22 protein-coding genes and 1 pseudogene are annotated in these 24,441 nt (G+C 65.8%); 12 read left to right on the top strand and 11 right to left on the bottom strand.

The window, feature by feature from the left end:
• Window positions 1-232: 232 nt before the first annotated feature.
• The gene (locus QJT78_RS29000) at window positions 233-1,162 is read left to right on the top strand and encodes a glycine/sarcosine/betaine reductase selenoprotein B family protein (protein WP_028152170.1); all 930 of its coding nucleotides are present in this window, start codon (window positions 233-235) and stop codon (window positions 1,160-1,162) included.
• 36 nt (window positions 1,163-1,198) lie between these two features.
• The gene (locus QJT78_RS28995) at window positions 1,199-2,392 is read left to right on the top strand and encodes a CoA transferase (RefSeq protein ID WP_028152169.1); all 1,194 of its coding nucleotides are present in this window, start codon (window positions 1,199-1,201) and stop codon (window positions 2,390-2,392) included.
• Window positions 2,393-2,500: 108 nt separating this feature from the next.
• On the opposite strand, the gene QJT78_RS28990 is transcribed toward QJT78_RS28995, so the two are convergent.
• Complete coding sequence (locus tag QJT78_RS28990) at window positions 2,501-3,265, bottom strand: SOS response-associated peptidase (RefSeq protein ID WP_028152168.1); 765 nt, start codon at window positions 3,263-3,265, stop codon at window positions 2,501-2,503.
• A 63-nt stretch (window positions 3,266-3,328) separates the two neighbouring features.
• On the opposite strand from QJT78_RS28990, the gene QJT78_RS28985 reads away from it, so the two are divergent.
• From QJT78_RS28985 to QJT78_RS28970, 4 genes are all read left to right on the top strand, one after another.
• Window positions 3,329-3,829, top strand: a complete 501-nt coding sequence (locus QJT78_RS28985) for a hypothetical protein (protein ID WP_028152167.1) — start codon at window positions 3,329-3,331, stop codon at window positions 3,827-3,829.
• 30 nt (window positions 3,830-3,859) lie between these two features.
• On the top strand, window positions 3,860-4,294 hold the full coding sequence (locus tag QJT78_RS28980; protein ID WP_028152166.1) for an NUDIX hydrolase: 435 nt from the start codon (window positions 3,860-3,862) through the stop codon (window positions 4,292-4,294).
• Between the two features lie 47 nt (window positions 4,295-4,341).
• Window positions 4,342-4,719, top strand: coding sequence for a TIGR02301 family protein (locus QJT78_RS28975; RefSeq protein WP_028152165.1), 378 nt, complete (start codon window positions 4,342-4,344; stop codon window positions 4,717-4,719).
• A gap of 296 nt (window positions 4,720-5,015) precedes the next feature.
• Window positions 5,016-5,282, top strand: a complete 267-nt coding sequence (locus QJT78_RS28970; RefSeq protein ID WP_014497305.1) for a hypothetical protein — start codon at window positions 5,016-5,018, stop codon at window positions 5,280-5,282.
• Window positions 5,283-5,478: 196 nt separating this feature from the next.
• Here the strand turns inward: QJT78_RS28970 and QJT78_RS28965 are convergent, their stop codons facing one another.
• The 5 genes from QJT78_RS28965 to QJT78_RS28945 form a co-directional block, all read right to left on the bottom strand.
• Window positions 5,479-5,799, bottom strand: coding sequence for a cupredoxin family copper-binding protein (locus QJT78_RS28965; protein ID WP_028152164.1), 321 nt, complete (start codon window positions 5,797-5,799; stop codon window positions 5,479-5,481).
• An 8-nt stretch (window positions 5,800-5,807) separates the two neighbouring features.
• Entirely contained in the window at window positions 5,808-6,341 is a 534-nt protein-coding gene (locus QJT78_RS28960) for a DUF4142 domain-containing protein (protein ID WP_028152163.1), read from the bottom strand.
• 88 nt (window positions 6,342-6,429) lie between these two features.
• Window positions 6,430-7,119 carry an RNA polymerase sigma factor gene (locus QJT78_RS28955; RefSeq protein ID WP_028152162.1) on the bottom strand — a complete coding sequence of 230 codons (690 nt, stop codon included), beginning with the start codon at window positions 7,117-7,119 and terminating at the stop codon, window positions 6,430-6,432.
• 103 nt (window positions 7,120-7,222) lie between these two features.
• A complete protein-coding gene (locus QJT78_RS28950) occupies window positions 7,223-8,092 on the bottom strand; it encodes a sulfurtransferase (RefSeq protein WP_038945022.1) in 870 nt (289 codons plus the stop codon).
• 168 nt (window positions 8,093-8,260) lie between these two features.
• Entirely contained in the window at window positions 8,261-9,595 is a 1,335-nt protein-coding gene (locus tag QJT78_RS28945) for a dihydroorotase (protein ID WP_028152160.1), read from the bottom strand.
• Window positions 9,596-9,696: 101 nt separating this feature from the next.
• On the opposite strand from QJT78_RS28945, the gene QJT78_RS28940 reads away from it, so the two are divergent.
• From QJT78_RS28940 to QJT78_RS28915, 6 genes are all read left to right on the top strand, one after another.
• Window positions 9,697-10,572, top strand: a complete 876-nt coding sequence (locus QJT78_RS28940) for a folate-binding protein YgfZ (RefSeq protein ID WP_028152159.1) — start codon at window positions 9,697-9,699, stop codon at window positions 10,570-10,572.
• Window positions 10,569-11,195, top strand: a complete 627-nt coding sequence (locus tag QJT78_RS28935; protein WP_038945021.1) for a DNA-3-methyladenine glycosylase I — start codon at window positions 10,569-10,571, stop codon at window positions 11,193-11,195. The genes QJT78_RS28940 and QJT78_RS28935 overlap by 4 nt, the downstream gene beginning before the upstream one ends.
• Complete coding sequence (locus QJT78_RS28930) at window positions 11,192-11,806, top strand: HD family hydrolase (RefSeq protein ID WP_028152157.1); 615 nt, start codon at window positions 11,192-11,194, stop codon at window positions 11,804-11,806. The genes QJT78_RS28935 and QJT78_RS28930 overlap by 4 nt, the downstream gene beginning before the upstream one ends.
• A 144-nt stretch (window positions 11,807-11,950) precedes the next feature.
• Window positions 11,951-12,457: a protein-tyrosine-phosphatase gene (locus QJT78_RS28925; protein ID WP_028152156.1), complete on the top strand. Its 507-nt coding sequence runs from the start codon at window positions 11,951-11,953 to the stop codon at window positions 12,455-12,457.
• 19 nt (window positions 12,458-12,476) lie between these two features.
• Entirely contained in the window at window positions 12,477-13,445 is a 969-nt protein-coding gene (locus QJT78_RS28920) for an NAD regulator (protein ID WP_028152155.1), read from the top strand.
• 51 nt (window positions 13,446-13,496) lie between these two features.
• On the top strand, window positions 13,497-16,202 hold the full coding sequence (locus QJT78_RS28915; RefSeq protein ID WP_028152154.1) for a DUF2339 domain-containing protein: 2,706 nt from the start codon (window positions 13,497-13,499) through the stop codon (window positions 16,200-16,202).
• A 3-nt stretch (window positions 16,203-16,205) separates the two neighbouring features.
• On the opposite strand, the gene QJT78_RS28910 is transcribed toward QJT78_RS28915, so the two are convergent.
• From QJT78_RS28910 to QJT78_RS28890, 5 genes and pseudogenes are all read right to left on the bottom strand, one after another.
• Complete coding sequence (locus tag QJT78_RS28910) at window positions 16,206-17,894, bottom strand: methyl-accepting chemotaxis protein (RefSeq protein ID WP_028152153.1); 1,689 nt, start codon at window positions 17,892-17,894, stop codon at window positions 16,206-16,208.
• Window positions 17,895-18,178: 284 nt separating this feature from the next.
• Window positions 18,179-20,147, bottom strand: a pseudogene (locus QJT78_RS28905) (HAMP domain-containing methyl-accepting chemotaxis protein).
• A 204-nt stretch (window positions 20,148-20,351) separates the two neighbouring features.
• The gene (locus QJT78_RS28900; RefSeq protein WP_028152152.1) at window positions 20,352-22,058 is read right to left on the bottom strand and encodes a methyl-accepting chemotaxis protein; all 1,707 of its coding nucleotides are present in this window, start codon (window positions 22,056-22,058) and stop codon (window positions 20,352-20,354) included.
• Window positions 22,059-22,237: 179 nt separating this feature from the next.
• Window positions 22,238-23,980: a HAMP domain-containing methyl-accepting chemotaxis protein gene (locus tag QJT78_RS28895; RefSeq protein WP_038944556.1), complete on the bottom strand. Its 1,743-nt coding sequence runs from the start codon at window positions 23,978-23,980 to the stop codon at window positions 22,238-22,240.
• 223 nt (window positions 23,981-24,203) lie between these two features.
• Window positions 24,204-24,437, bottom strand: a complete 234-nt coding sequence (locus QJT78_RS28890) for a hypothetical protein (RefSeq protein ID WP_028152150.1) — start codon at window positions 24,435-24,437, stop codon at window positions 24,204-24,206.
• Window positions 24,438-24,441: the final 4 nt, after the last annotated feature.

Below are 24,441 nucleotides of genomic sequence, written 5' to 3'. Positions count from 1 at the left end.
CCACAAAGCTCGGCTGTCCCGTCCGCTTGACCGCCATCGCTACCCTCCGAGGCTTTGCCTTAGGGAATCACAATTGACGAATTACGCAACAGGCCCACAAGGGGAGAGGGTCAGCACCGTCCGCGCCGCACCATCCTCATCTGCAATTCTGCCCTGCGCCGCCCCGCCCCGGTTGAGCAACCCCAAAACTATCTCTAGTCTGGCCCCAACTAAGAACCAGGAGACGCGCCCCATGTCCGCTCCGCGCGACGACGAATTCGGCTTTGCGCCCGACTACGACTCCCCCGTCCCCTATATGCAGCGCACGCGCGAATATTACACCGCGATCGGCTACACCACGCCGTATCGCTGGGCGCATTACACGGAGGCGCCGTTCCAGCCGCTGAAGAAACCGCTGTCGCAATCGCGCGTCACCATCATCACCACGGCTGCGCCGTTCGATCCCGCCAAGGGCGACCAGGGGCCGGGCGCGGCGTATAATGGCGGCGCCAAATTCTACCAGGTCTATGACGGCGACACCTCGAAGCAGCACGATCTGCGCATCTCGCACATCGGCTACGACCGCAAGCACACCACGGCGACCGACAACGGCACCTGGTTTCCGCTGCCGCAGCTTTTGAAGGCATCTGCCGCAGGCCGCATCGGCGAGGTGAGCCAGCGTTTCTTCGGCGCGCCGACCAATCGCAGCCATCGCGTCACGCTCGACACCGACGCGCCGGAAATCCTGGCGCGCTGCCTTGCCGACAAGGTCGATGTCGCCGTGCTGGTGCCGAACTGCCCCGTCTGCCACCAGACCACCGCGCTGGTGGCGCGGCATCTCGAGGCCAACGGCATTCCGACCGTGGTGATGGGCTGCGCCAAGGACATCATCGAGCATGCCGCCGTGCCGCGCTTCCTGTTTTCGGACTTCCCGCTCGGCAATTCCGCCGGCAAGCCGCACGACGTCGCCTCGCAGGCGCAGACGCTGGAGCTCGCACTGAGGCTGCTGGAGACCGCGAGCGGGCCGCAGACCACGATGCAGTCGCCGCTGCGCTGGAGCGAGGACGCCTCCTGGAAGCTCGACTACAACAACGTCGCACAGCTCTCGCCTGAAGAGCTGGCGCGCCGCCGCGCTGAATTCGACAAGCAGAAGGAGATCGCGCGCGGCAACCGCGCCGCCTGACGTCCTCCGACAACAACAAGCAAAGGGGAGAGCGACGTGACGCGACCGTTCGAGGGCGTGAAGATCCTGGACTTCACGCAAGTGCTGGCCGGCCCCTATGCGAGCTACCAGCTCGCGCTGCTGGGGGCCGACGTAATCAAGGTCGAACGGCGCGAGGGCGAGGACATGCGCCGCACGCCGCTCAGCCGCGAATGGGCCGAGCGCGGACTGGCACCGGCGTTCCAGGCCATCAACGGCAACAAGCGCAGCCTGACGCTCGATCTGCAAAAGCCCGACGCCATCGCGATCGTGAAGAAGCTCGTGGCGCAAGTCGACGTCGTCATGGAGAATTTTCGCCCCGGCGTGATGGACAAGCTCGGGATCGGCTATGAGGCGCTCTCCGCGATCAATCCAAAGCTGATCTATTGCGCCGTGTCCGGCTTCGGCCAGACCGGCCCGGACCGCCTGCGGCCCGGCTATGACGGCAAGATGCAGGCACTGTCGGGCATCATGGCAATCACCGGCCATCCCGAGACGGGGCCGACGCGCGCGGGCTTTGCGGTGTGCGACGTGCTCTCGGGCGCCACGGCTGCCTTTGGCGTGTCGAGCGCGCTGTATCAGCGCGACCGCACCGGCAAGGGACAGCTGATTGACGTCTCGATGCTGGAGGCGACGATGGCATTTCTCTCGGGGCAGATCGCGGACTGGTCGGTCGCCGGCCATCGCCAGCAGCTGTCGGGCAACCAGGCGGTGAGCCGCAGGACCACGGCAAATCTGTTCAAATGCGGCGACGGCCACATCCTGATCGCCGTCAACAACGAGAAGCAGTACCGCGCGCTGATGAGCGCGCTCGGTCGCGAGGACACGCTGTCCGACCCGCGCTTCGCCGACTGGTTCGCGCGCAACGAGAACGAGAGTGCATTGCGCGTCATCATCGAGGAGGCGCTGGCGGCCAGGCCTGCGCGCGAGTGGGAGACAATCCTGGAAGATGCCGGCGCGCCCTGCGCCAGCATCTGGAAGGTCGAGGAGGTCATCGATCATCCGCAAATCAAGGCGCGCGGCGCGATCCAGGAGCTGGATACGCCCTACGGCCGCCTGCGCTTTGCCGGCAGCGGCTTCAAGCTCGCCCATGGCGGCGGCCGGCTGGACCAGATGGCGCCGGAATTGGGTGCGGATACGGATGCGGTGCTGGGCGAGCTGGGATTTGATGCGGCGGAGATCGCGGCGCTCAGGGCAAAAGAGATCGTGTAGATTGCGTAGGGTGGGCAAAGGCGCAACGCGCCGTGCCCACCATCTATCCACTTGCTTGAAACACGATGGTGGGCACGCTTCGCTTTGCCCACCCTACGGCACCGCCGCCTAGAACAACGACCCCTGCCCGTCATCTGACGAGCTAGCAGCAACCTTCCGGGCCGCCTTCTTCGGTTTCGCCGCCTCAGCTTCCGCCTCCATCTCCTCCGCGCTGATCGGCAACACGAGCTGATCGTCGTCATTGGCGACGCGGTTGACGCGGGTGGAGACCGGGTGCCAGGCGAATTCGCCGATGCGCGGGGCGGACATCAGCGGCAACACCGCGTCGACATCGTCGCCGCGGCTGTCGAGCCAGCGCTCGAAATCGCGCGGGCTGATGGTGACGGGCACGCGGTCATGCAGCGCGGCGAGATCCTCGCCCGCCGCCGCCGTGACGATCGCGACGGTGTCGAGCTCCTCACCGTTCGGCCCGACCCAGGTCTCGAATACCGCAGCAAAGCCGAGCGGCTCGCCGTCGGCGCGGTGGATGAAGAAGGGCTGCTTGCGGCCGCCCTCCGTCTTCCATTCATAATAGCCGTCGGCCGGGATCAGGCCACGGCGCCGCCGAATCGCGTTCTTGAAGGCGGGCTTTTCGAGCACCGTCTCGGAGCGCGCGTTGATCAGGAGCGTAAATCCCTTGGGATCCTTGACCCAGCTCGGCAACAATCCCCAGCGCATCAAGCGGAAATGGCGCGCGCCGTTCTCGAGCAGCACGACCGGAATCGGTTGTGTCGGCGCGACGTTGTACCGTGGCGGGAAATTCGGCTGCTCGACATAGCCGAACAGTTGCCGCAAAGCCGCGGGGGCCGAAGTTATGACGAAGCGTCCACACATCCTTGGGTATCTATATAGGGTCCGTTCAGGTCGTTTTAACCCCGAACGCTAACACTGCGGCAGATGAGCTCAAAGGCCTCCCAACCCGCGCGGACGCATGTACAGACGGGCCCCGAGGCTGCCGCCTGGGCCGAGCGGCTGCGCGTGGCCAACATCAACCCGCGAACCGGGCTTGCCACCGACTATCTCAACCATTTCAATGAAGCCGTGATGCTGCTGGAAATGGTCCCGGACATGCCGGAATGCGCCGAAGATTTTTTGACCTGGTCGCCGCTGTCCTATGCCGAGCATTTCACCGCGTCGAATTTCAAGGCACGGGATCTGGCCATCGAAGCCTATGAGAAGGCTGATCCGAACGTGCGCGCCCAGTTCGACCACATCACTGATACCATGACCTCGATCCTGACAGCGGTCGGCTCGGCCATGCGCGAGGTCGAGAAGGACACGACCCGCGTCCGCCTCGCCGAGCAGGCCACGCTCTGGGTCAAGCCGCTGATCGCGGCCTGCGGCGGCATCATCAATGGCGGCGCGGAGGCCGACGTCGACACCATCATGGCGAATTGAGCCAAGGGCCGTTGAAGGGGTGTTGAAGATATGTCCGCGGTCATCCAGCCCACCCACCCCCAGATCGCGGTCAGCGCCGCCATCTTCCGCGACGGCAAGGTGCTTCTGACCCGCCGCGCCCGCTCGCCCGCCAAGGGGTTCTATTCGCTTCCGGGCGGCCGGGTCGAGTTCGGCGAATCGCTGCACCAGGCGCTGGCGCGCGAGGTCGACGAGGAGACCGGGCTCGCCATCGAGATCATTGGCCTCGCCGGCTGGCGCGAGGTGCTGCCGACCGCCCCTGGCGCAGGCCATTATCTGATCATGTCCTTTGCCGCCCGCTGGATGGCCAGGGAGCCGGCTCTCAACGACGAGCTCGACGATTACCGCTGGATCACCCCCGACGCGCTGGCGAGCCTCGGCGGCCTCAAGCTGACCGGGGGGCTGGAGGAGGTCATCCTGTCGGCCGCCCGGCTGATCGGGCCCTGACCGCCCCGTCTTGCGTCATCCGCCCCGAGGGGGCATACACCCCGCCGATGTCCACGCGATTTCTGGCCATTTTTGCCCTGATTCTCGCCTGCGCCTGCGTGCCCACGAGGGCCCAGGACGTGGCGGCGCCGTTTGACGCCGATTTGCAGCGGCTGGCGGAGATTTTGGGCGGCCTGCACTATCTGCGCGGCATCTGCGGGTCCAACGAGGGCAACAAATGGCGCAGCGAGATGCAGGCGTTGATCGATGCCGAAACCCCCTCGGGCGAGCGCCGCACCCGCATGATCGCCGGCTTCAACCGCGGCTATAACGGCTTCCAGCAGACCTATCGGAGCTGCACGCCGGCCGCGACGGTGGCGATCCGCCGCTATATCGAGGAAGGCTCGAAGATCTCGCGCGATCTCACGGCGCGTTACGCGAACTGATTTCTCTTTCCGTCATTCCGGGGCGCGCGAAGCGCGAGCTACGATGCGCAATTGCGCATCTGAGAATCCATCGGACCACCAACTCTGACGCACGATGGAATCCGGGCCCGCGCCTGTCGGCGCGTCCCGGAATGACGAGAGAGATGAACGCGAACGCGCATCCGGAACCCTGTCATCGACTTTGTTCACAGCCGTTAACCGTTCCTAAAGATGTGGCCTAGCGGGCGTTAATACGCGTGCTACACCTTTGGTACAGCGCATCGCCGTGGATCGCGCCCCAGCCCTGATCGAGTTTCATGAGCCATTCAGTGTCCTACGCCCCCGCCCGCGCGCCGCTGCCCGATCACGAGCAGAAACAGGCCGCGCTGAGCTATCTCAACGAGGCCTGGGCCGAAGCGCGCCATGATGGCGTCGACGGCGACTGCCTGGCGCAGGCGAGCCTGTTTGCGGCATTCGCCGAGCTCGTCGGCACCTACGGCGAGGATGCGGTGGCGAAATTCGTCGAGGGCTTTCCGGGCCGCATCCGCAACGGCGAATTCTCGGTCACTCTCGCAAGGCAGTAAGCTTCTTGCGAAAAATGACCCCGCCACAGGGGCGGGGCCAGTCTACGGATGAATGACCTGGCGAACGGGTTCTGGCGAACTGGTTCGCGAAGTCTGCTGCGTTTATCGCACGGAAGCCGCCTCCCCCGGACAAGCATTAGTCTCGCGGTGACCGGGAGATATTCCCACGACGATCGGGAATGCACTCCCTCCTCCCTCACGGCGCGACCTTGAGCGTCGCTTTCATGTTGGGATGATAGCGGCAGTAATAATCGACGGTTCCCGCCTTCTTCAGAACAAACGTTGCCGACTTCTTCGGTGGCAGCATCACGTCGAAATCGCCGCTCTTCGCCGTGGCGGTGTGCGCGAACACGTCCTTGTTGATCCATTCGATGGTATCGCCGACCTTCGCGGACGTTTCGGCCGGTGAAACCACGAGATTGTCCATTGTGATCTGAATGGTCGCGGCGCGCGCCGGGACGACGATCGACAGCAAGACGACCGCAAGCGCGATCGAAGCGAGGTGTCCCGGCTTCATCCCACCCCCTATTTCAGCTCGGCCGCGACATGCTCGGCGTGCTGCTGATGGCCCTGAAAAATCTTCAGGCCGGTCTGCAACAGGCTCTTGAGCTCGGCATTGCTGGCGGACGGGATGAGCTGGGTTTCCAGCGCGCCGTTGACCGCCTTGTGGTAGGCGACCTCGTTCGCGACATAGGCCTTGTCGAAGGCCGCACCGCTCAGCTTGTCGAGCTCCGCCAGCTTGTCGCTCGCCTGCTTCGACAGCGCCTTGCTGGTATCGTTGTCTTCAGGCGTAACGTTCAGCTTCTTGACCAGCGCCAGCGCCTGCTTGTTGACCGCCTCGTGGTCGCGCAGCATGTCCTCGGCAAACGCCTTGACGTCCTTGTTCTTGGCCTTTTTTTGCGCCTGCTTGGCCGCGTTGATGTCGATCACGCCCGCGGTGTAGGCGATGTGGGCGATCTGCGGATCGGTGGGCTTGTCGGCTGCGCTCGCGCCTTGCAGCAGCGCCGGGCTCGACAACAGAATTGCCGCGGCGAGCGCCGTGCTCCATCGGGTGAACATGTCTGAAACTCCTGTGCTGCCGGACGGTTTGCCGGCGTTGCTTCACAGGCGTTGGATGGGATTTTCGCGCAAACGTTCCCGAAAAACTTCAGCCGCCGCTGCCGAGCCGCTTCAGCACCGATACGGTCAGCCGCTCGCAACGCCACCCGGCGAACGGGAACGCATCCATCACCACCGGACCGATCTCCTTCTCGACGTTCTCGCGCAGCATGGTGCGCGCACGGTGCAGCCGCGTCTTCACGGTCTCGGGCTTGACGCCGAGCAGATCGGCGGTCTCCTCGATGTTCATCCCCTCCATGACGCGCGCGACGAAGACCATGCGGAAGACATCCGGCAGTTCGTCGATTGCGCGTTCGACGACGCGCTGGATTTCACGTTGGGCCATGGTCCTTTCCGGATCGCCTGCGGGAGAAACGGGAAATTTTATGATCTGCGCGTCGAGCGCTTCTTCGGGCAGCGCGCTGAGCTCGACATGCGGCTTGCGGCTTCGCGCCCGGCCAAGCGCCTCGTTGATGGCAATGCGCGACAGCCAGGTCGACAGCCCGGACTCGCCGCGAAAGTCGTCCAGATGGGTAAAGGCCCGGACATAGGTTTCCTGCACCACGTCCTCGGCTTCGCTATCGCTGCGCAGGATACCGCGCGCCAGACGGTAGAGCCTGCGGTTGTTGGCCTGCATGATCTCGCGCAACGCGGCCTCGTCACGGCCCCGCGCGCGGTCGACCAGTTCGGCTTCCGATGCTCTGGCGCCGGCGGACAGGCCGGCTGCGGTCCGCTGCATGGTGGTCACCTGTTTCCATTCGTTCCGGACATTGGATGCAGGCCTGCGAGAAAGGTTCCCGACTTTCTTCCTTACCCTCCCCGGAGGGGGGTAAGAGAGTCCCCTAGTCCGTCTCGATCGGCAGTGCCGGATCCCTCGCCCATTCGCCCATGGAGGCATCGTACAGCGTCAGCTTGTCGTAGCCGAGCTGTGTCAGCATGAGCAGGTCGATCGTCGCCGAGATGCCGCCGCCGCAATAGCAGATCACATTCTTGTCGCGCGTAACGCCTTGGGCCGCGAATTTCGCTTCGGCGTCGGCAAGCGTCGTCAGCGTCTTGTCGGCCTTGGCGAGCGTGGCCGCCGGCACGTTGACGCTTCCGGGCACGCGGCCGGGCCGGCCGTAGCGGCTCGGCTCGAGGCCTTGATGAAATTGCGGCCCGAGCGCGTTGACGATCACGGTCGAGGGATCGCCGATCCGCGCCTTCACGGTGGTCTTGTCGACGAAGAAGCCCGCGCGCGGCGCGGCCTTGAAAGTGGTGGCGGGATAGCCCCTCGGCGCGCCCGTCTCGACCGGCCGTCCCTCGTCCTTCCATTTGTCAAAACCGCCGTCGAGCACCTGTGCATCGACACCGAGCGAGCGCAGCATCCACCAGAACCGTGTCGACCACATCATGGTGCCGATGCTGTAGAGCACGATGGTCTTGGATGCATCAGCGCCGTGGCGACCGAAGGCGGCCTCTAGCTGGGGCACGCCAGCCATCATGAAGAGCTGTTGCGCGGAGGTGTCGGAGAACTCGCCCTGCAGGTCGAGGAAATCGGCGCCGGGGATGTGGCCGGCCGCGAAAGTCTTGTCACCGGGGACTGCGCGATAGGGCACATCGCTGCCCGGCGGCACCGGCTCGTTGTAGGTCGTGCAGTCGTAGAGGCGTAGGCTGGGATCACCGAGTATCGCGGCGAGTTGCGCGGTGGTGATGAGGGGTGTCGGTTGGGACATTGCTCTCTCCCAATTTGAGCTTGCGCTTCCCGGCACTCTGTCATTGCCCGCGAAAGCGGGCAATCCAGTATTCCAGAGGCGGCGGTGATCGAACCGAGAAGCCGCGGCGTACTGGATGCCCCGCTTTCGCGGGGCATGACAGCGGAGCGAGAAGCGGGACCTCGCCGTCTACTGCTTCAGCGTCTCCAGAAACCGCACCGGCTCGCCTTGCGAGGCTGTCACCAGTTCGCCCTGCCACATTACGCGGCGGCCGCGGATGAAGGTGCCGACGGGCCAGCCGGTGACGCGGACCCCGTCATAGGGGGTCCAGCCGGCCTTCGACGCCACCCATTTGTTGGTGATGGTTTCGCTGCGCTTGAGATCGACGACCGTGAAGTCGGCGTCGTAGCCTGCGGCAATGCGGCCCTTGCAGGCCATGTTGTAGAGACGCGCGGGGCCCGCGCTGGTGAGGTCGACAAAGCGCGCCAGCGACAGGCGGCCGGCGTTGACATGGTCGAGCATGAGCGGCACCAGCGTTTGCACGCCGGTCATGCCGGAGGGCGAGGCCGGATAGGTCTTCGACTTCTCTTCCAGCGTATGCGGGGCATGGTCGGAGCCGAGCACGTCGATGATGCCCTGCTCGATGCCGCGCCAGATGCCGGCGCGGTGATCGGCCCCGCGCACCGGCGGGTTCATCTGCGCCAGCGTGCCGAGCCGCTCGTAGCATTCGGGTGCTGCGAGCGTGAGATGATGCGGCGTCGCCTCGCAGGAGGCGACATCCTTGTGGTCGCGCAGGAACTCGATCTCTTCCTTGGTCGAGATGTGCAGCACGTGGATGCGCTTGCCGGTCTCGTGCGCGAGCTTGACCAATCGCTGCGTCGCCATCAGCGCCGCGGTCTCGTCGCGCCAGACCGGATGCGAACGCGGATCGCCCTCGATGCGCAGCGACTTGCGGTCGTTGAGGCGGTATTCGTCTTCGGCATGGAAGGCGGCGCGGCGGCGGATCACCTGGAAGATACGGCGCAGGCTCTCGTCGTCCTCCACCAGCAGCGCGCCGGTCGACGAGCCGATGAACACCTTGACGCCCGCGCAGCCGGGCGCGCGCTCCAGCACCGGCAGATCCTGCACGTTCTCGCGGGTGCCGCCGATGAAGAAGGCGAAATCGCAATGCATGCGATGATGGGCACGCTTCACCTTGTCGGTGAAGGTGGCCTCGGTCACGGTCAACGGCGACGTGTTCGGCATCTCGAACACGGCGGTGACGCCGCCCATCACGGCGCTGCGCGACCCTGTCTCGAGGTCTTCTTTCTGCTCCAGCCCGGGCTCGCGGAAATGCACCTGGGTGTCCATCACGCCGGGCAGGATGTGGAGGCCCTTGCAGTCGATCGTTTCAGTGGCGGAGGCCTGCGACAGCGGGCCCAGCTCCGCGATGCGACCGTTGGTGATGCCGATATCGCGAACACCCTCGCCGTCCTGGTTGACGACGGTGCCGCCTTTGAGGATCACATCGAAGCGCTGGGTCATGGCTGAAGGCCTCTCTCATCCCCAAGCGCGGGGCTTGAGGTCTTGTCGTTTATGCCTTGCGGGCTTACGTTCCGGAGCAACATGTCGCAAGAGATTTTCACATGAAATCAGCGTTTCTTCCCGACCGGAGCGTGGTCAAGGTCGCGGGCGAGGACGCGCGCAACTTCCTCAACGGCCTGATCACGACCGATCTCGACAGGCTGAAGCCGGGCCTGGGGCGATTCGGCGCGCTGCTGACGCCGCAGGGCAAGATCATCGTGGATTTCCTGATCACAGAGGTGCCCGCAGGCCATGGCGGCGGGTTCCTGATCGACTGTCCGAAGGCGCTGGCCGAGGGCCTCGCCACCAAGCTGAAATTCTACAAGCTGCGCGCCAAGGTCACGGTGGAAAGCCTCGATCTCGGTGTGCTCGCGGCCTGGGACGGCCAGCTTGCGGCGCAGCCGGACCTTGCGTTCGCCGATCCGCGCAATGATGCGCTCGGCACTCGCATCCTGATCCCCGAAGATCTCAAGCAGAAGCTATCCGATCTCATCGGCGCCGAGCTGGTCGACGCCTCCGCCTATGAGGCGCATCGTATCGCGCTCGGCGTGCCGCGCGGCGGGCTCGATTTCATGTACAGCGATGCGTTCCCGCACGAGACCAACATGGACCGTCTTGCCGGGGTCGATTTCGACAAGGGCTGCTATGTCGGCCAGGAGGTCGTCTCGCGCATGCAGCATCGCGGCACCGCACGCACCCGCAGCGTCAAGGTGCTGCTCGATGACCTCTCGCCGGAGGCCGGCGTCAGTGTTATGGCCGGTGACAAGCCGGTCGGCACGATGGGCTCGTCCGCCCAGGGCAAGGGCATCGCGCTGGTGCGCATCGACCGCGTTGCGGATGCGCTCGATGCCGGCCAGCCGCTCACCGCCGGCGGCCTCGCCGTGAGGCTCGCCGAACCCGACGTCGTCCGCATTCCCCTGAAGCAGCCCATCGCATGAGCCGAGCCCCCCGCCTGCATCCCGACGGAAAGACCCGCTGCCCCTGGCCCGGCGAAGACCCGCTCTATGTCGCCTATCACGACACCGAATGGGGCGTGCCGGAATATGACGACCGTGCGCTCTATGAAAAGCTGATCCTCGACGGTTTCCAGGCCGGCCTCTCCTGGATCACGATCCTGCGCAAGCGCGACAATTTCCGCAAAGCCTTCGATGATTTTCAGCCGGAGAAGATCGCGCGCTACAACGACAAGAAGGTGCACGCGCTGATGAACGATGCCGGCATCGTGCGCAATCGCGCCAAGATCGACGGCGCGATCCTGAGCGCGAAATCGTATCTCGACATCATGGAGAAGGGCCCGGGCTTCTCGAAGCTGTTGTGGGACTTCATGGACGGCCGGCCCAAGGTCAACAATTTCAAGACCACTGCGAACGTGCCGGCCTCGACGCCTCTGTCGATGCAGATCTCCAAGGAACTGTCCTCGCGCGGTTTCAAATTCGTCGGTCCGACCATCGTCTACGCCTTCATGGAGGCGACCGGCATGGTCAACGACCATCTCGTCGACTGCCATTGTCACGCGAGCTGCGGCAAGACGCAGCGCAAGCCGCGCCTCAAGGCCAAATGACCGCGAAGAAAACGGCACGCGACGTGGCATCCCGCGCCTGGCAGCGCATGCTGTCGGGCCGGCGGCTCGATCTGCTCGATCCCTCTCCGCTCGATGTCGAGATCGCCGACATCGCGCATGGGCTGGCGCGCGTGGCGCGCTGGAACGGGCAGACCACCGGCGCGCACATCTTCTCGGTCGCGCAGCATACGCTTCTGGTGGAGACCGTGATGCGGCACGAGATGCCGCGCGTCGACGAGCGCATGCGGCTCGCCGCGCTGCTGCACGATGCGCCCGAATACGTGATCGGCGACATGATCTCGCCGTTCAAGGCCGTCCTCGACGGCCACTACAAGGCGGTGGAGAAGCGCCTGCTCGGCGCCATCCACATCCGCTTCGGCCTGCCGCCGGCGCTGCCCGAGGAGATCACGCAAGCCATCAAGGCCGCCGATCGCGGGGCGGCCTATCTGGAGGCGACCGAGCTCGCCGGCTTCAGCGAAAACGAGGCGAAGCGCCTGTTCGGCAGAGACCCCGGCCTCTCCGACAGCGTCCGCCGCGACTACCTCACGCCCTGGACCGCGGCGCGGGCCGAGAGGCAGTTTCTGGAGCGGTTCAACGCGGTGTTCGCGTAGCATCATCCCTTCGTAGGGTGGGCAAAGCGAAGCGTGTCCACCAAATTAGCCGCGGTGTGCGCAGTGCGAAACGGTGGGCACGGCGCGATGCGCCTTTGCCCACCCTACGAGCGCTCGCTATAATCAGCGGCAAAAAGGTCCGCCATGATCCACGTCTGTTCCCTCGCCGCCCTTCCCGAAACCGTCCGCCTCACCAGGGCCAGCCATGTGCTGACCGTCATGGCCAATGTCGAGCAGGTGGCACGTCCGGTGTCGGTGCTGCCGGCCAACCATCTCAAAGTGTCGATGGACGACATCACCGAGGAGATGGACGGCTTCACCGCACCATCCGAAGCTCATATCGACCAGGTGCTGAATTTCGTGCGCGGCTGGGACCGCAGCGCGCCGCTGGTGGTGCATTGCTATGCCGGCATCAGCCGCTCCACCGCGAGCGCATTCGCGGCCGTCTGCGCCCTCAATCCGGATCGCGACGAGATCGAGATCGCCAAGAAGATCCGCGCGGCCTCCCCGATCGCCTCGCCAAACCGCCGCATCGTCGGCCTTGCCGACCGCGCGCTCGGACGCAACGGCCGCATGCTGCGCGCGCTCGACGAGATGGGCCCGGGCGCAATGATGGTCGAGGGCCGCCCCTTCGTGATCGAGCTCGAATGACAACTGCGACATCAGCCGCATGAGCGACACGCAGCTGACGCCGATCGAGATCGGCCTGACCGCGGCGATCGTCGCGATCGAGGACCATGAGCCGCTGATCCTCACCGCGCACAGCAGTGATGGGCTGGCGGGCCTGCCGTTCGGGCCGTTCGATGCGCCAAGCCATCGCACGTTCGAGATCGGCCTGCGCGCCTGGGTCGAGGCGCAGGCGGGCTTGCGGCTCGGCTATGTCGAGCAGCTCTACACGTTCGGCGATCGCGGCCGTCACGCCGAGGCCGGCGACACCGGTGCGCACATGGTGTCGATCGGCTATCTCGCGCTGACGCGCGCGGTGGGCGGCGAGCTCGCAGCGACCGGCGCGAGCTTCGAACCGTGGTATCGCTTCCTCCCCTGGGAAGACTGGCGCGAGGAGCCGCCCGCGATCATCGCCCGTGACATCATTCCGGCGCTGACGCTATGGGCCGAGGAGGAGACGCCGGAGACCACACGCGCTCTGCCGCGCCGGGATCGCGTGCGGTTCTATTTCGGTCTCGACGGCGCGCCCTGGGACGAGGAGCGCGTGCTCGACCGCTACGAGCTCTTGTACGAGGCCGGGCTGATCGAGGAGGCGCGGCGCGACGGCCGCCCTGCGGCATTGGCGCGCAAGCAGCTTCCCGCGCTCGGCACCTCGATGCGGTTCGATCACCGCCGGATTCTCGCGACAGCGATCGCGCGGCTGCGTGCAAAACTGAAGTATCGTCCTGTGGTGTTTGAACTTTTGACCGCGGAGTTCACACTCACTGAACTGCAGTACACGGTGGAGGCGATCTCCGGCCGGCACCTGCACAAACAAAATTTCCGCCGCCTGGTCGAAACCGAAGCCCTGGTCGAACCGACCGGGGTGATGTCGACACAGACCGGCGGACGGCCGGCGGCGCTCTTCCGCTTCCGCCGCGACGTGCTCCAGGAACGACCCGCGCCGGGCTTGCGCGTACGCTCCCGGCGCTAGATCCTAGGATTTGCGTGACCGGCCCCTGCCCGCCGGTTGCCTGGAGGCTTCATGTTCGACGGCCCGTTTGACGTCTTTGCGCTGATCATTGCGATCATCTCTGTCCTGATCGCGATCAAGGCCTCCAGCCAGGCGGCCGAGCTGCGCCGCCGGCTGGCCTCGCTCGAAGAGATGTTTTACGCGCAGCGGCAGGTTCAGCCGCCGCCGTTGATGCCCGCGCAGGCGCAGGCCGAAGCGCCGGCGACGACGGCTGCCGAGCCGCCGCCGCTCGCGCCGGAAGCCGAGGCAGCACCGCCTCCGCTCGTCACCGAAGAGGTTTCACCGCCGCCGCTCGCAGCGAGCACCGAGGCCGACGCACCGCCGCCGCTGCCCGCGCCGGCACCCGGCTTCGAGGAGCGGCTCGGCACGCGCTGGGTGGTCTGGATCGGCGGCCTTGCGCTCGCGCTCGGCGGCTTCTTCATGGTGCGCTATTCGATCGAGGCGGGCCTCGTCGGCCCCGGCGCGCGCGTGTTCCTCGGCGGGCTGTTCGCAGCCGCGCTGCTGGGCGCCGGCGAATGGTCGCGGCGCAAGGAGAGCATCTCCAACATCGCGGCGCTGCCGATCGCCAACATCCCCGCGATCCTCACCGCGGCCGGAACCGCGGTGGCGTTCGCGACCATCTACGCGGCCTATGCGCTCTATGGCTTCCTCGTGCCCGCCACCGCGTTCGTGCTGCTCGGCATCGTTGCGATGGGCACGCTCGCCGCGGCACTGTTGCATGGGCCCGCACTCGCGGGCCTCGGCGTGGTCGGCGCGTTCGTGACGCCGATCCTCGTCTCCAGCGGCAAGCCGGATTATTGGGCGCTCTATATTTATCTTGCGATCGTGACCGCCGCGAGCTTCGGCCTCGCGCGCATCCGGCTGTGGCGCTGGCTCGCGGTCACGACCATCGCCTTCGCCGTGCTCTGGATCTTCCCGGGGCTCGATACCAGCGAGCTGCAGGTCGCGCCGCACGCCTTCCATGCGATCGCGGGCTTCGTGCTCGCAGCCCTTCTCGTGGTCTGCGGCTTCATGTTCGGCCCGACCATCGAGGGCGGCGAGATCGAGCCGGTGTCGTCGAGCTCGCTCGGCGCCTATCTGTTCGGCGCGATGCTGATCGTGCTGTCGAGCGCGCATGCGGACCTTGCGCTGATCGCCTTCACGCTGCTCGTTGGTGCGACGCTGTTCGTCGCCTGGCGCGCGCCGGCGGCAACGGGCGCGCTGGGCGCGGCCGCAGCGACCGTCTTCATCGTGTTCGCCGAATGGGCGGTGCGCGCCAATCCGGATATGCTAGTGCTGCCGGGCGGCCCCATGCCCGGCGTTGGACCGGTCGCCACCGACAGCTCGGTGACGCTGCATCTGGTGATGGCCGCAATCTTCGCTGCCGGCTTCGGCATCGCGGGCTTTTTCGCGCAGGGCCGGTCGAGTTCGGCAATCATCCCGGTGGTGTGGTCGGCGGCAGCCGTTGCGACGCCGATCGCGATCCTCGTTGCGCTCTACGCGCGCATCGCCCATCTCGACCGCTCGATCCCGTTCGCGATCCTCGCGGTGCTGCTCGCTGCCGCCTTTGGCGCTGCGACCGAAGCGCTGGCGCGCCGCGAAGATCGGCCGGGCGCTGCGACCTCCGTCGCGCTGTTCGCGACCGGCACGCTCGGCGCATTGGCGCTGGCGCTGACCTTCGCCCTCGAAAAGGGCTGGCTCACCATCGCGCTGGCACTGATGTCGCTCGGCACGGCCTGGATCTCGCTGCAGCGGCCGATCCCGGTCCTGCGCCGGCTCGCCGCCATCTTCGCCGCGATCGTGACCGCGCGCATCGGCTACGATCCACGCATCGTCGGCGATGCCGTCGGCACCACGCCGATCTTCAACTGGCTGCTGTGGGGCTACGGCCTGCCGGCGGCCTCGTTCTGGGGCGCGAGCATCTTCCTGCGCCGCCGCGGTGACGATCCGCCGCTGCGCGTCGTGGAGGCCGCCGCGATCCTGTTCACCGCGCTGCTCGCCTTCATGGAGATCCGGCATCTCGCCACCGGCGGCCGCATGACGTCGCCGCCCTCGCTGCTCGAATTTGCCCTGCAAGTCTGCGTCGCGCTCGCCATGGCGATCGGGCTGGAGCGGCTGCGGCTGAGGAGCCACAGCATCGTTCACAATGTCGGCGCGGTCGCGCTCACCGCGATCGCCGGGCTCATCAGCGTGTTCGGCCTGCTGATCCTGGAGAATCCGTGGCTGCTCTCCAGCGTCGATGTCGGCGGTCTCGTCATCAACCTGCTGCTGCTCGGCTACGCTCTCCCGGCGGTACTGATGCTGCTGCTGTCCTATGCGGTGGCAGGGCATCGCCCCGTCGCCTATGCGAACACGATTGCCGGCGGTGCGCTGGTGTTCGCGCTCACCTATTTGACGCTGGAGATCCGCCGCTTCTATCACGGCCCGGTCCTGCTCTACGGCGCCACCACGGGCGCGGAGCAATACACCTATTCGATCGGCTGGCTCGGCTTCGGTGTGGTGCTGCTCGGCGTCGGCATTCTCGTCAACTCCGAGCGGGCACGGCTGGCGTCGGCCGCGGTGATCGCGCTGACGATCCTGAAGGCCTTCGTGATCGACATGTCGACGCTGACAGGCGTCTACCGCGCGCTGTCGTTCATGTGCCTCGGCATCGTGCTGGTCGCGATCGGCTGGCTCTACCAGCGCATCCTGTTCCGGCGGCAGGTCGCACCGCCGCCGGCTCCGCAGGCGAGCACTTGAGGATCAGGCCGCGCGGACCGACTCCAGGAACTGCGCGACCTCGACTTTGAGCCGCGTGCTGTCGGTCGCCAGCGATTTCGCCGCCGACAGCACCTCCGTCGACGCCGAGCCGGTCTCGATCGCACCACGCTGCACGTCCGTGATGTTCATCGAGACCTCCTGCGTGCCGACCGAAGCCTGCTGCACGTTGCGCGAGATCTCCTGCGTGGCCGCGCCCTGTTCCTCGACGGCGGCTGCGATGGCCGCCGCCACCTCGGACAGCCGCTCGATCGTGCCGCCGATCTCCTGGATGGCGCTGACGGATTCCTGGGTCGCAGCCTGGATCCCGGAGACCTGCGCCCCGATCTCGCCGGTCGCTTTCGCGGTCTGCTCGGCCAGCGCCTTGACCTCGGAGGCGACGACCGCGAAGCCGCGGCCGGCTTCACCGGCACGCGCCGCCTCGATGGTGGCGTTGAGCGCCAGCAGGTTGGTCTGACCGGCGATGGTGTTGATCAGTTCGACCACGTCGCCGATGCGGGATGCCGCCTGCGACAGCGCGTTGACGCGATCATTGGTCCGCGTCGCCTGCTCGACGGCCTCCGCGGCCATCCGCGCCGAATCCTGCACGCGGCGGCTGATCTCGGTGATGGAGGACGACAGCTCCTCCGATGCGGACGCAACCGCCTGGACGTTGGTGGAGGCTTCCTCGGACGCCGCGGCGACCACGGTCGCAAGCTCCTGTCCGCGCTGCGCGGTGCTGCTCAGCGTGGTCGCGGAGGCCTCGAGCTCGGTCGAGGCCGACGACACGGTGCCGACGACCTCGCCGATCATGGCCTCGAACTTGCGGGTGATGGCGTCGACGCGACGGCCGCGTTCGATCTTGGCCTCGGCGTCGGCCACAGCGACTTCGTCGGCGGCCTTCTTGGCGATCAACGCCTCCTTGAAGATCTGGAGCGCATCCGCCATCGAGCCGATCTCGGTCTTCTCGCCGCGATGCGGCACCTCGGCGGAGAGGTCGCCTTCGCCAAGCGACTGCATCGGATGGATGATCGAGGCAATCCCGCGAGAAACGTCACGCACGAGATAATAGGCGGCACCGATCGCGATCACGACCGAGAACACGATGATGCCGACCAGCACGCGGAAGATCGTGGCATAGCTGTCGGCCGCCTGCTTCGTCTCCAGCTCGGCGCCCCGGTTGTTCATCTCGATGCCCTTCTGGAGCAGCGGGTCGGCGGCCTGGGCCATCTTCGCGACCTTGGTCTGCAACAGCTCGTTGGCATCGGTCGGGAAGCGACCGACGCCCTTGCGCGACAGCGCCATGACATCCTGCACCCCGTTCAGGTACTCGGCCCACGCCTTGCTCCACTGCTCATAGAGCGAGCGCTCCTCGGCCGAGGTGATCAGCGGCTCGTAGACCTTGCGGGTCTGGTCGATGCGCGCCTGCAGCGAGGCGAGGCGCTTCTCGGCGGCTTCCTTGCCCTCGGCGGTGTCCTGCATCAGGTGCAGGCGCAGCGCGACGCGCAGCTCGTTGATATCGGCGCGAAGCGAGCCGAGCGCACGCACGCTCGGCAGCCAGCTCTCCGCGATCTCGACGGTGTGGGAATTGATACTCTGCATGGTGCCGATCGCCATCACGCCGACGCCGGCGAGCGACAGCACGAGGACCGACAACACGGTCAGAAGCTTGAACACGATCGACAATTTCGACATCACAGCAAATCCCGATGAGACCTAGCAACGCGCAAATCACCTGCGCCGCCATCGTCACGACGGACGACAGGGCGGAAGTCAGTTCAACAATGCTGGCTGATTTTTATCCCGTAAGATTGCGCTCATAGTTGCAAACAGGCGTTAACAGGAACCTACGTGAAACTACGGAATTCGCTGTCGCCGCCGCTATATGTTCCGCAATTATTAGTTGCAGTGCAGCAGACATCGCGCGACGCCACACTGGCGCACCGCGATGCGCGGCTCGAACGGAGCAACTGACGACCTCACGCCGCCCGCACCGACTCCAGGAAGCGCGCGACCTCGCTCTTCAGCCGGTTGCTCTCCTGAGACAGCGATTGCGCTGCCGAATGAACCTGCGCAGAGGCGGCCCCGGTCTCGCCTGCGCCGCGCTGGACGTCACCGATATTGGCGGAGACCTCCGAGGTGCCGTGCGCGGCATGCTGGATGTTGCGGGAGATCTCCTGCGTCGCGGCGCCCTGCTCCTCCACCGCCGCGGCGATCGCGGAGGAAATTTCCGACATCCGCGCGATGGTGTCGCCGATCTCCTTGATCGCGCCGACCGAATCCTGCGTCGCGGTCTGGATCGCGCCGATGTGCTGGCTGATCTCGCCGGTGGCCTTCGCGGTCTGCTCGGCGAGCGCCTTCACTTCGGTCGCGACCACCGCAAAGCCCTTGCCGGCTTCGCCCGCTCGTGCCGCCTCGATCGTGGCATTCAGCGCCAGCAGGTTGGTCTGGCTGGCGATGGTGTTGATCAGCTCGACCACATCGCCGATGCGGCCTGCCGCCTTGGTCAGCTCAGCGACGCGCGCGTTGGTACGCTGGGCCTGCTCCACCGCGACGTCGGCGACGCGGGCCGATTCCTGCACCTGGCGGCTGATCTCCGAGATTGATGTGGTCATCTCTTCGCTCGCCGAGGACACCGACTGCACGTTCGCGGATGCCTCCTCCGAGGCCGCCGCCACCGCCGTGGCGAGCCCGTTGCCGCGCTCGGCGGCCTGGGTCAGCGTATTGGAGGACGCCTCGAGCTCGGTCGCCGCCGACGACACCGTGTCGATGATCTCTCCGACCGCGCCTTCAAACCCGTCGGCGAGGCGCTGCATGTCCGCCTTGCGCCGTTCACGCCCACGCGCGTCAGCCTCGGCCTGCTCCGCACGCAGCCGCTCAGCCTCCGCCATGTTGGTCCTGAACACCTCGACCGCGCCGGCCATCTCGCCGATCTCGTCCTTGCGCCCGACGCCCGGAACGGTAATCGAGAGCTCGCCGCGTGCGAGCCGCGTCATCGCACCGACCATGCCGGACAATGCCTTCGAGATCGAGCGTCCCAGGACGAAGCCGACCACGGCGAGCACGACGACGGTGAGCGCGAAGGCGATCATCATCCACAGGCGTACGGCATCGCGCGTTGCGGCCTCCGCGGCGTCGGCCTGCTTGTACATGGCGTCGACGGCGGTTCGCACCTCGACCATGGAGGGTTCGAGCTCGCGGAATGTCTTCATCATGCTCGCGTCCAGCGCGGCGCTCTGCTGCGCGGTCTCGGCCCAGGCCGCGAACTCGGACTGGTATTTCTGGAGCTTGGCCGTGATGTCGTTCATCACCGCCGTCGGGACTGCGACCACCTCGATCGCCTTGGAGAATTCGATCGCGGCCTTCTTCACTTCGGCAATGTATTTGGGGTCGCGCCGCAGCATGAAGTCCTTCTCATGCCGGCGCATCATCAGCATCCAGCTCGTCGTCCTGGGATCGTCGATCTCCTTGAGCTTCACCTCGATGTCGTGCACGGCGGCGCGGAGCGAGCCGGACAGGCCAAGCGTCTCGTTCAGCCCGAGTCTGGTCTCGGCCACGACGAGCGCCTTGAAATCCTCGGCATAGCGCTTGAAGCCGTCATGCGCCTGCCTGGTCTTGTCGGACAGCGCGCTCATGCCGCCGGCCGCCATCAACCGCTCGACCTCGTCGAAATCGCGGTTGATCGGTTCCATCAGCTCGGCATGCCTTGGCGTAGCTTTCGTTGCGGCGCTGCTGAAAATTCTTCTCGTTGCGGCGCGCCTCCAGCATCTCGATCGTGAGCTGCTTGTTGAGGTCAGCGATCGCGCGGGCGCGGTTGGCAACGGTGCGGGAGGCGTCCTGAGAGAGGCTGCCGATCTCGTAGATCGCGCCGAAGACGACGAGACCGACAAGGCCGAAGAGTCCGATCGCCATGACCTTGTGGGTGAGGCGAATGGAGAAGCCGCTCATTGAATGTGCTCCGATACGTTCGATACGCAATACAGGGAGGGCGACTCGGCGCCCGAATATTGCGAGATCATGACTGCATCGGTTTTCCGGAAGGTTAACCGTGCAGACTTCTCACCGCGGCATCGGCTGCGGACGCATACGAACCGCCACGCGTCCTCGCGCGGCGGTTGCAATCGGCGGATGATGGGGTGAAGACGGCCGCCCTCAGGCGGCGCGCACCGTGGTGAGGAACTTGCCGACCTCGAGCTTGAGGCGGTTGCTGTCGCCGGACAGTGACTGCGCAGCCGAAAGCACCTGCGAGGACGCCGAGCCGGTCTCGCTCGCGCCGCGCTGGACGTCGGTGATGTTGGACGACACTTGATGGGTGCCTTCCGCCGCCTGTTGCACGTTGCGGGAGATCTCCTGCGTCGCGGCGCCCTGCTCCTCCACCGCCGCCGCGATCGCCGAAGAGATCTCCGACAGCCGTTCGATGGTGTCGCTGATGTCCTTGATGGCGCCGACCGATTCCTGGGTAGCAGACTGGATGCCGGAAATCTGCTGGCCGATCTCGCCAGTCGCCTTCGCGGTCTGCTCGGCAAGCGCCTTCACTTCGGAAGCGACGACGGCGAAGCCACGGCCAGCTTCACCTGCACGCGCAGCCTCGATCGTGGCGTTGAGCGCCAGCAGGTTGGTCTGGCCGGCGATGGTGTTGATCAGCTCGACGACGTCGCCGATCCGCGTTGCCGCCTTCGACAGCTCGCTGACACGTTCGGTCGTGGTGCGGGCCTGGCCGACGGCTTCGCTCGCCACGCGTGCGGATTCCTGCACCTGGCGGCTGATCTCGGTGATCGACGACGACAGCTCCTCCGTTGCCGACGCCACCGACTGCACGTTGGTGGAGGCTTCCTCAGAGGCCGAAGCGACCACGGTCGCGAGTTGCTGCGCGTGCTCCGCGGTCGAGGTCAGCGTCGTCGCGGAAGCCTCGAGCTCGGTCGAGGCCGAGCTCACGGTCTCGATCACCTCGCCGACGGCGGTTTCAAACTGGTCGGCAAGCCGGAGCATGTCCTGGCGACGCTGCGCCGCGCTGCGCTGCTCCATCTCCTTCTGCTCGGCTTCCATCCGGATTTTGGCAAGGCCGTTCTCCCGGAACACTTCCGCGGTCTTGGCGACTTCGCCGACCTCGTCCTTGCGATCAAGGCCGGCGATCTCGACCTGATAGCGGCCGGCGGCAAGCTCCTGGAGCACACCGACGATCATGCGGATCGGCTTCGCAATGCCGTACTGACCGATGATGAAGCCCAACACGCCACCGATGACGACACCGAGGCCCGCGAGGATGATCAGGAAGCGCGACGTCGATTCATACTGCTCACGCGCTTCCTTGCTCTTCTCTTCGACGCGCGCATTCAGCCGATCGGCGAGTTCGCGGATCTTGCCTTGAAGGTTCTCCGCGGCAGTCCTGCTCTTCAAGGCGGTGTCGCGCAGCTTGTCAGCGCTGTCGCTCAGCTTCGACAACTTCTCCGCTTCGACGGCCGCCAGTGTCGCGTCCATCTGGCTCTTGTAGGCCGAGAACGCATCGCGCACGCCCGGGAGCAGCGTCTTGGCCTTCTCGTCCGGGGTCTGGCTGACCTCGTCGAAACGCTCCTGATACTGCTTGAGCTGGGCGTTGATGACATCGCGCGCGGCGAGGCGATTGTCGTCACGCGGATCAAGCGCACTGCGGAATTCAGCGCGGTTCAGCGCGATGACGTTCTGGTTGGCGCGCGCGGCGAGCAGAGCCCGCTTGGCCGCGGTCGACATCACGTCGGCCTTTTCGCTGAGATCGCTGAGGGCGGAGACGCCAATCCAGGCGATCGCGGCGCCGATCCCGCACAGCAGGAAGACGATCCCGAGGATCTTGCTCAGGATGCGGAAGCGGCCGAGAAAATGCATGACTGGAACCCTTCATGGACGTTGCCGCTCAAGCGGCTGAATTCCCATGAACTTCGTCCAAAACCATTCCGCTTCCCTCAACCACGTTTGCCGTAGAAACACGGAGTTTTCACCGCGATCGACGCCGCTCTTGCATTCCGAGAGTTGCGCAGGGAGCAAGGCTCTCCCTGCGGTTTTGGTCAGGCCGCGCGAACGGTACCCAGGAACTTGCCGACCTCGAGCTTGAGGCGGTTGCTGTCGCCGGACAGCGACTGCGCCGCCGCCAACACCTGCGAGGACGCCGAGCCGGTCTCGCTCGCGCCGCGCTGCACGTCGGTGATGTTGGACGACACTTGATGGGTGCCTTCCGCCGCCTGCTGTACGTTGCGGGAGATTTCCTGCGTCGCGGCGCCCTGCTCTTCCACTGCAGCCGCGATCGCCGAGGAGATCTCCGACAGCTTCTCGATGGTGTCGCTGATGTCCCTGATGGCGCCGACCGAATGCTCGGTCGCGGCCTGAATGCTGGCGATCTGCTGGCCGATCTCACCGGTCGCCTTCGCGGTCTGCTCGGCGAGCGCCTTGACCTCGGAGGCGACCACGGCAAAACCGCGGCCCGCTTCGCCGGCGCGCGCGGCCTCGATCGTGGCGTTGAGCGCCAGCAGGTTGGTCTGGCCGGCGATGGTGTTGATCAGCTCGACGACATCGCCGATCCGCGTCGCCGCCTTCGACAGCTCGCTGACACGGTCGGTCGTGGTGCGGGCCTGGCCGACCGCCTCGCTGGCGACGCGCGCAGATTCCTGCACCTGACGGCTGATCTCGGTGATCGACGACGACAGCTCCTCCGTTGCCGACGCCACCGACTGCACGTTGGTGGAGGCCTCTTCGGAGGCCGCCGCGACCACGGTGGTGAGCTGCTGCGTGCGCTCCGCGGTCGAGGTGAGCGTGGTGGCGGATGCTTCAAGCTCTGTGGAAGCCGATGACACCGTACCGACGATCTCGCCGACGGCGCCTTCGAAGCTGTCGGCGAGCCTGCGCATCTCGGACTTGCGCTGCTCGGCCGCGAGCTGATCCTGCCGCGACTTGGCTTCCGCGTCCTCTCGCGCCTTCTGTTCGGACACGATCTTGAATTTTTCGACGGCACCGGCGACTTCGCCGACCTCGTCCTTGCGGCCGAGGCCCGGCAGCACCACGGAGAAATCGCCGCCGGCGAGCTTCTCCATCGCCGCCGTCAATGCGCGCATGGGCCGCGCAATGCTGAAGACGGAGAAGATGCACGCCCCGATCATAACCAGCGCGACCAGCACGCCGGTGACGAACGAGGTCCGCGCGACGGACGCGGCCTCAGCTTCGGCTTCGGCGCGGGCTTCGGCACTCTTCTGCTTGGCAAAGTTGATGATCTCGTTGGTCAGCTCCGATATCTCTTCGTTGATCGGCGCCAGCGTCTCCTTGCGGATGCGGTCGACCTCGGCCACGAGCTTTGCGAGCGGCGCTGCCGCTTCGCCGTCCTTCTTCGCGCTCAGGGCGAGCTCCTGCTTGCGGATCGCTTCGATCTGCTGTTGCCCCTTGCTGAAGTTGCCGACCAACACGATCAGGCGGTCGATCCGCTTGTGGTTCTCCGGCGAGCGCGACAGCTTCGTCATCTCGTCCGCGAATTTCAGGGCCGCGGTCTGCCGATCGTTGAAATAGGTGACGGCCTTCTGCAACTCGGCCGGCGACGTGGAACTCAGGATGTCACGAATGCCGATCTGCATCCCGCGGACCGACGCCTTGGCTTCCGCAGCGTTTTGCGCGATCGACTGCTGCGCGGACGCCCCATTACTGAGCTTCTGAACCGCAGCGTCGCCGTTCATCTGGAGGACGATCATCAGCGCGACGAGCGCGATGGTGAGCGCCGAGGTCACGGCGAGCTTGGTGCCAATTCGCAGGTTCTGAATGAACATCATCGACGTAATCCCCGGATACGCATTGCCGCGCCGACGCGCGTAAAAGTCCGAGGAGGTTAACCGCGAGGTTGCTCATTAACGTTAAGGGTGGCCGCGGCAGCCTGGGTAGAAATACTGAAATGGTGCTTAAACTACTGCAGTTGCGGACTTTTCACGTGCAATGAAATGGAACTCGCGGATTTGCACGCGCTGGCGTCCGTTAACGGTTGCCCGTTCGCGGTCATCAGCACACGGTCTCACCGACCAGGCTGACGCGGAAGACCGGCTTCTTGTTCTCGTCGAGCAGCTCCATGCTCCACTTCGCATTCGGCTTCAGGTTGCGCGCGATGCTGCCGAGCAGGTTGGCGCAGACCTCGCTCATCTCGGCCCAGGCGGCGGCGCGATCCTCGAACTCGTACGGCTGGTCGGCGGCGCCGGAATAACGACCGGTGCTGATGCGAAAGAAATACAGCGACATCGTA

This window comes from Bradyrhizobium sp. Mp27 (genome assembly GCF_029953005.1).
GTDB lineage: Bacteria > Pseudomonadota > Alphaproteobacteria > Rhizobiales > Xanthobacteraceae > Bradyrhizobium > Bradyrhizobium barranii.
Note: the sequence above shows the minus strand (reverse complement) of the source record. Positions and strands in the feature narration are given on the sequence as shown.

Bases quoted from the DNA above. Each gene is read 5' to 3' on its own strand.
- QJT78_RS29000 (WP_028152170.1), top strand. From the start codon at position 233: ATGTCCGCTCCGCGCGACGACGAATTCGGCTTTGCGCCCGACTACGAC.
- QJT78_RS28990 (WP_028152168.1), bottom strand. From the start codon at position 3,265: ATGTGTGGACGCTTCGTCATAACTTCGGCCCCCGCGGCTTTGCGGCAA.
- QJT78_RS28985 (WP_028152167.1), top strand. From the start codon at position 3,329: ATGAGCTCAAAGGCCTCCCAACCCGCGCGGACGCATGTACAGACGGGC.
- QJT78_RS28980 (WP_028152166.1), top strand. From the start codon at position 3,860: ATGTCCGCGGTCATCCAGCCCACCCACCCCCAGATCGCGGTCAGCGCC.
- QJT78_RS28975 (WP_028152165.1), top strand. From the start codon at position 4,342: ATGTCCACGCGATTTCTGGCCATTTTTGCCCTGATTCTCGCCTGCGCC.
- QJT78_RS28970 (WP_014497305.1), top strand. From the start codon at position 5,016: ATGAGCCATTCAGTGTCCTACGCCCCCGCCCGCGCGCCGCTGCCCGAT.
- QJT78_RS28965 (WP_028152164.1), bottom strand. From the start codon at position 5,799: ATGAAGCCGGGACACCTCGCTTCGATCGCGCTTGCGGTCGTCTTGCTG.
- QJT78_RS28960 (WP_028152163.1), bottom strand. From the start codon at position 6,341: ATGTTCACCCGATGGAGCACGGCGCTCGCCGCGGCAATTCTGTTGTCG.
- QJT78_RS28955 (WP_028152162.1), bottom strand. From the start codon at position 7,119: ATGCAGCGGACCGCAGCCGGCCTGTCCGCCGGCGCCAGAGCATCGGAA.
- QJT78_RS28950 (WP_038945022.1), bottom strand. From the start codon at position 8,092: ATGTCCCAACCGACACCCCTCATCACCACCGCGCAACTCGCCGCGATA.
- QJT78_RS28945 (WP_028152160.1), bottom strand. From the start codon at position 9,595: ATGACCCAGCGCTTCGATGTGATCCTCAAAGGCGGCACCGTCGTCAAC.
- QJT78_RS28940 (WP_028152159.1), top strand. From the start codon at position 9,697: ATGAAATCAGCGTTTCTTCCCGACCGGAGCGTGGTCAAGGTCGCGGGC.
- QJT78_RS28935 (WP_038945021.1), top strand. From the start codon at position 10,569: ATGAGCCGAGCCCCCCGCCTGCATCCCGACGGAAAGACCCGCTGCCCC.
- QJT78_RS28930 (WP_028152157.1), top strand. From the start codon at position 11,192: ATGACCGCGAAGAAAACGGCACGCGACGTGGCATCCCGCGCCTGGCAG.
- QJT78_RS28925 (WP_028152156.1), top strand. From the start codon at position 11,951: ATGATCCACGTCTGTTCCCTCGCCGCCCTTCCCGAAACCGTCCGCCTC.
- QJT78_RS28920 (WP_028152155.1), top strand. From the start codon at position 12,477: ATGAGCGACACGCAGCTGACGCCGATCGAGATCGGCCTGACCGCGGCG.
- QJT78_RS28915 (WP_028152154.1), top strand. From the start codon at position 13,497: ATGTTCGACGGCCCGTTTGACGTCTTTGCGCTGATCATTGCGATCATC.
- QJT78_RS28910 (WP_028152153.1), bottom strand. From the start codon at position 17,894: ATGTCGAAATTGTCGATCGTGTTCAAGCTTCTGACCGTGTTGTCGGTC.
- QJT78_RS28900 (WP_028152152.1), bottom strand. From the start codon at position 22,058: ATGCATTTTCTCGGCCGCTTCCGCATCCTGAGCAAGATCCTCGGGATC.
- QJT78_RS28895 (WP_038944556.1), bottom strand. From the start codon at position 23,980: ATGATGTTCATTCAGAACCTGCGAATTGGCACCAAGCTCGCCGTGACC.
- QJT78_RS28890 (WP_028152150.1), bottom strand. From the start codon at position 24,437: ATGTCGCTGTATTTCTTTCGCATCAGCACCGGTCGTTATTCCGGCGCC.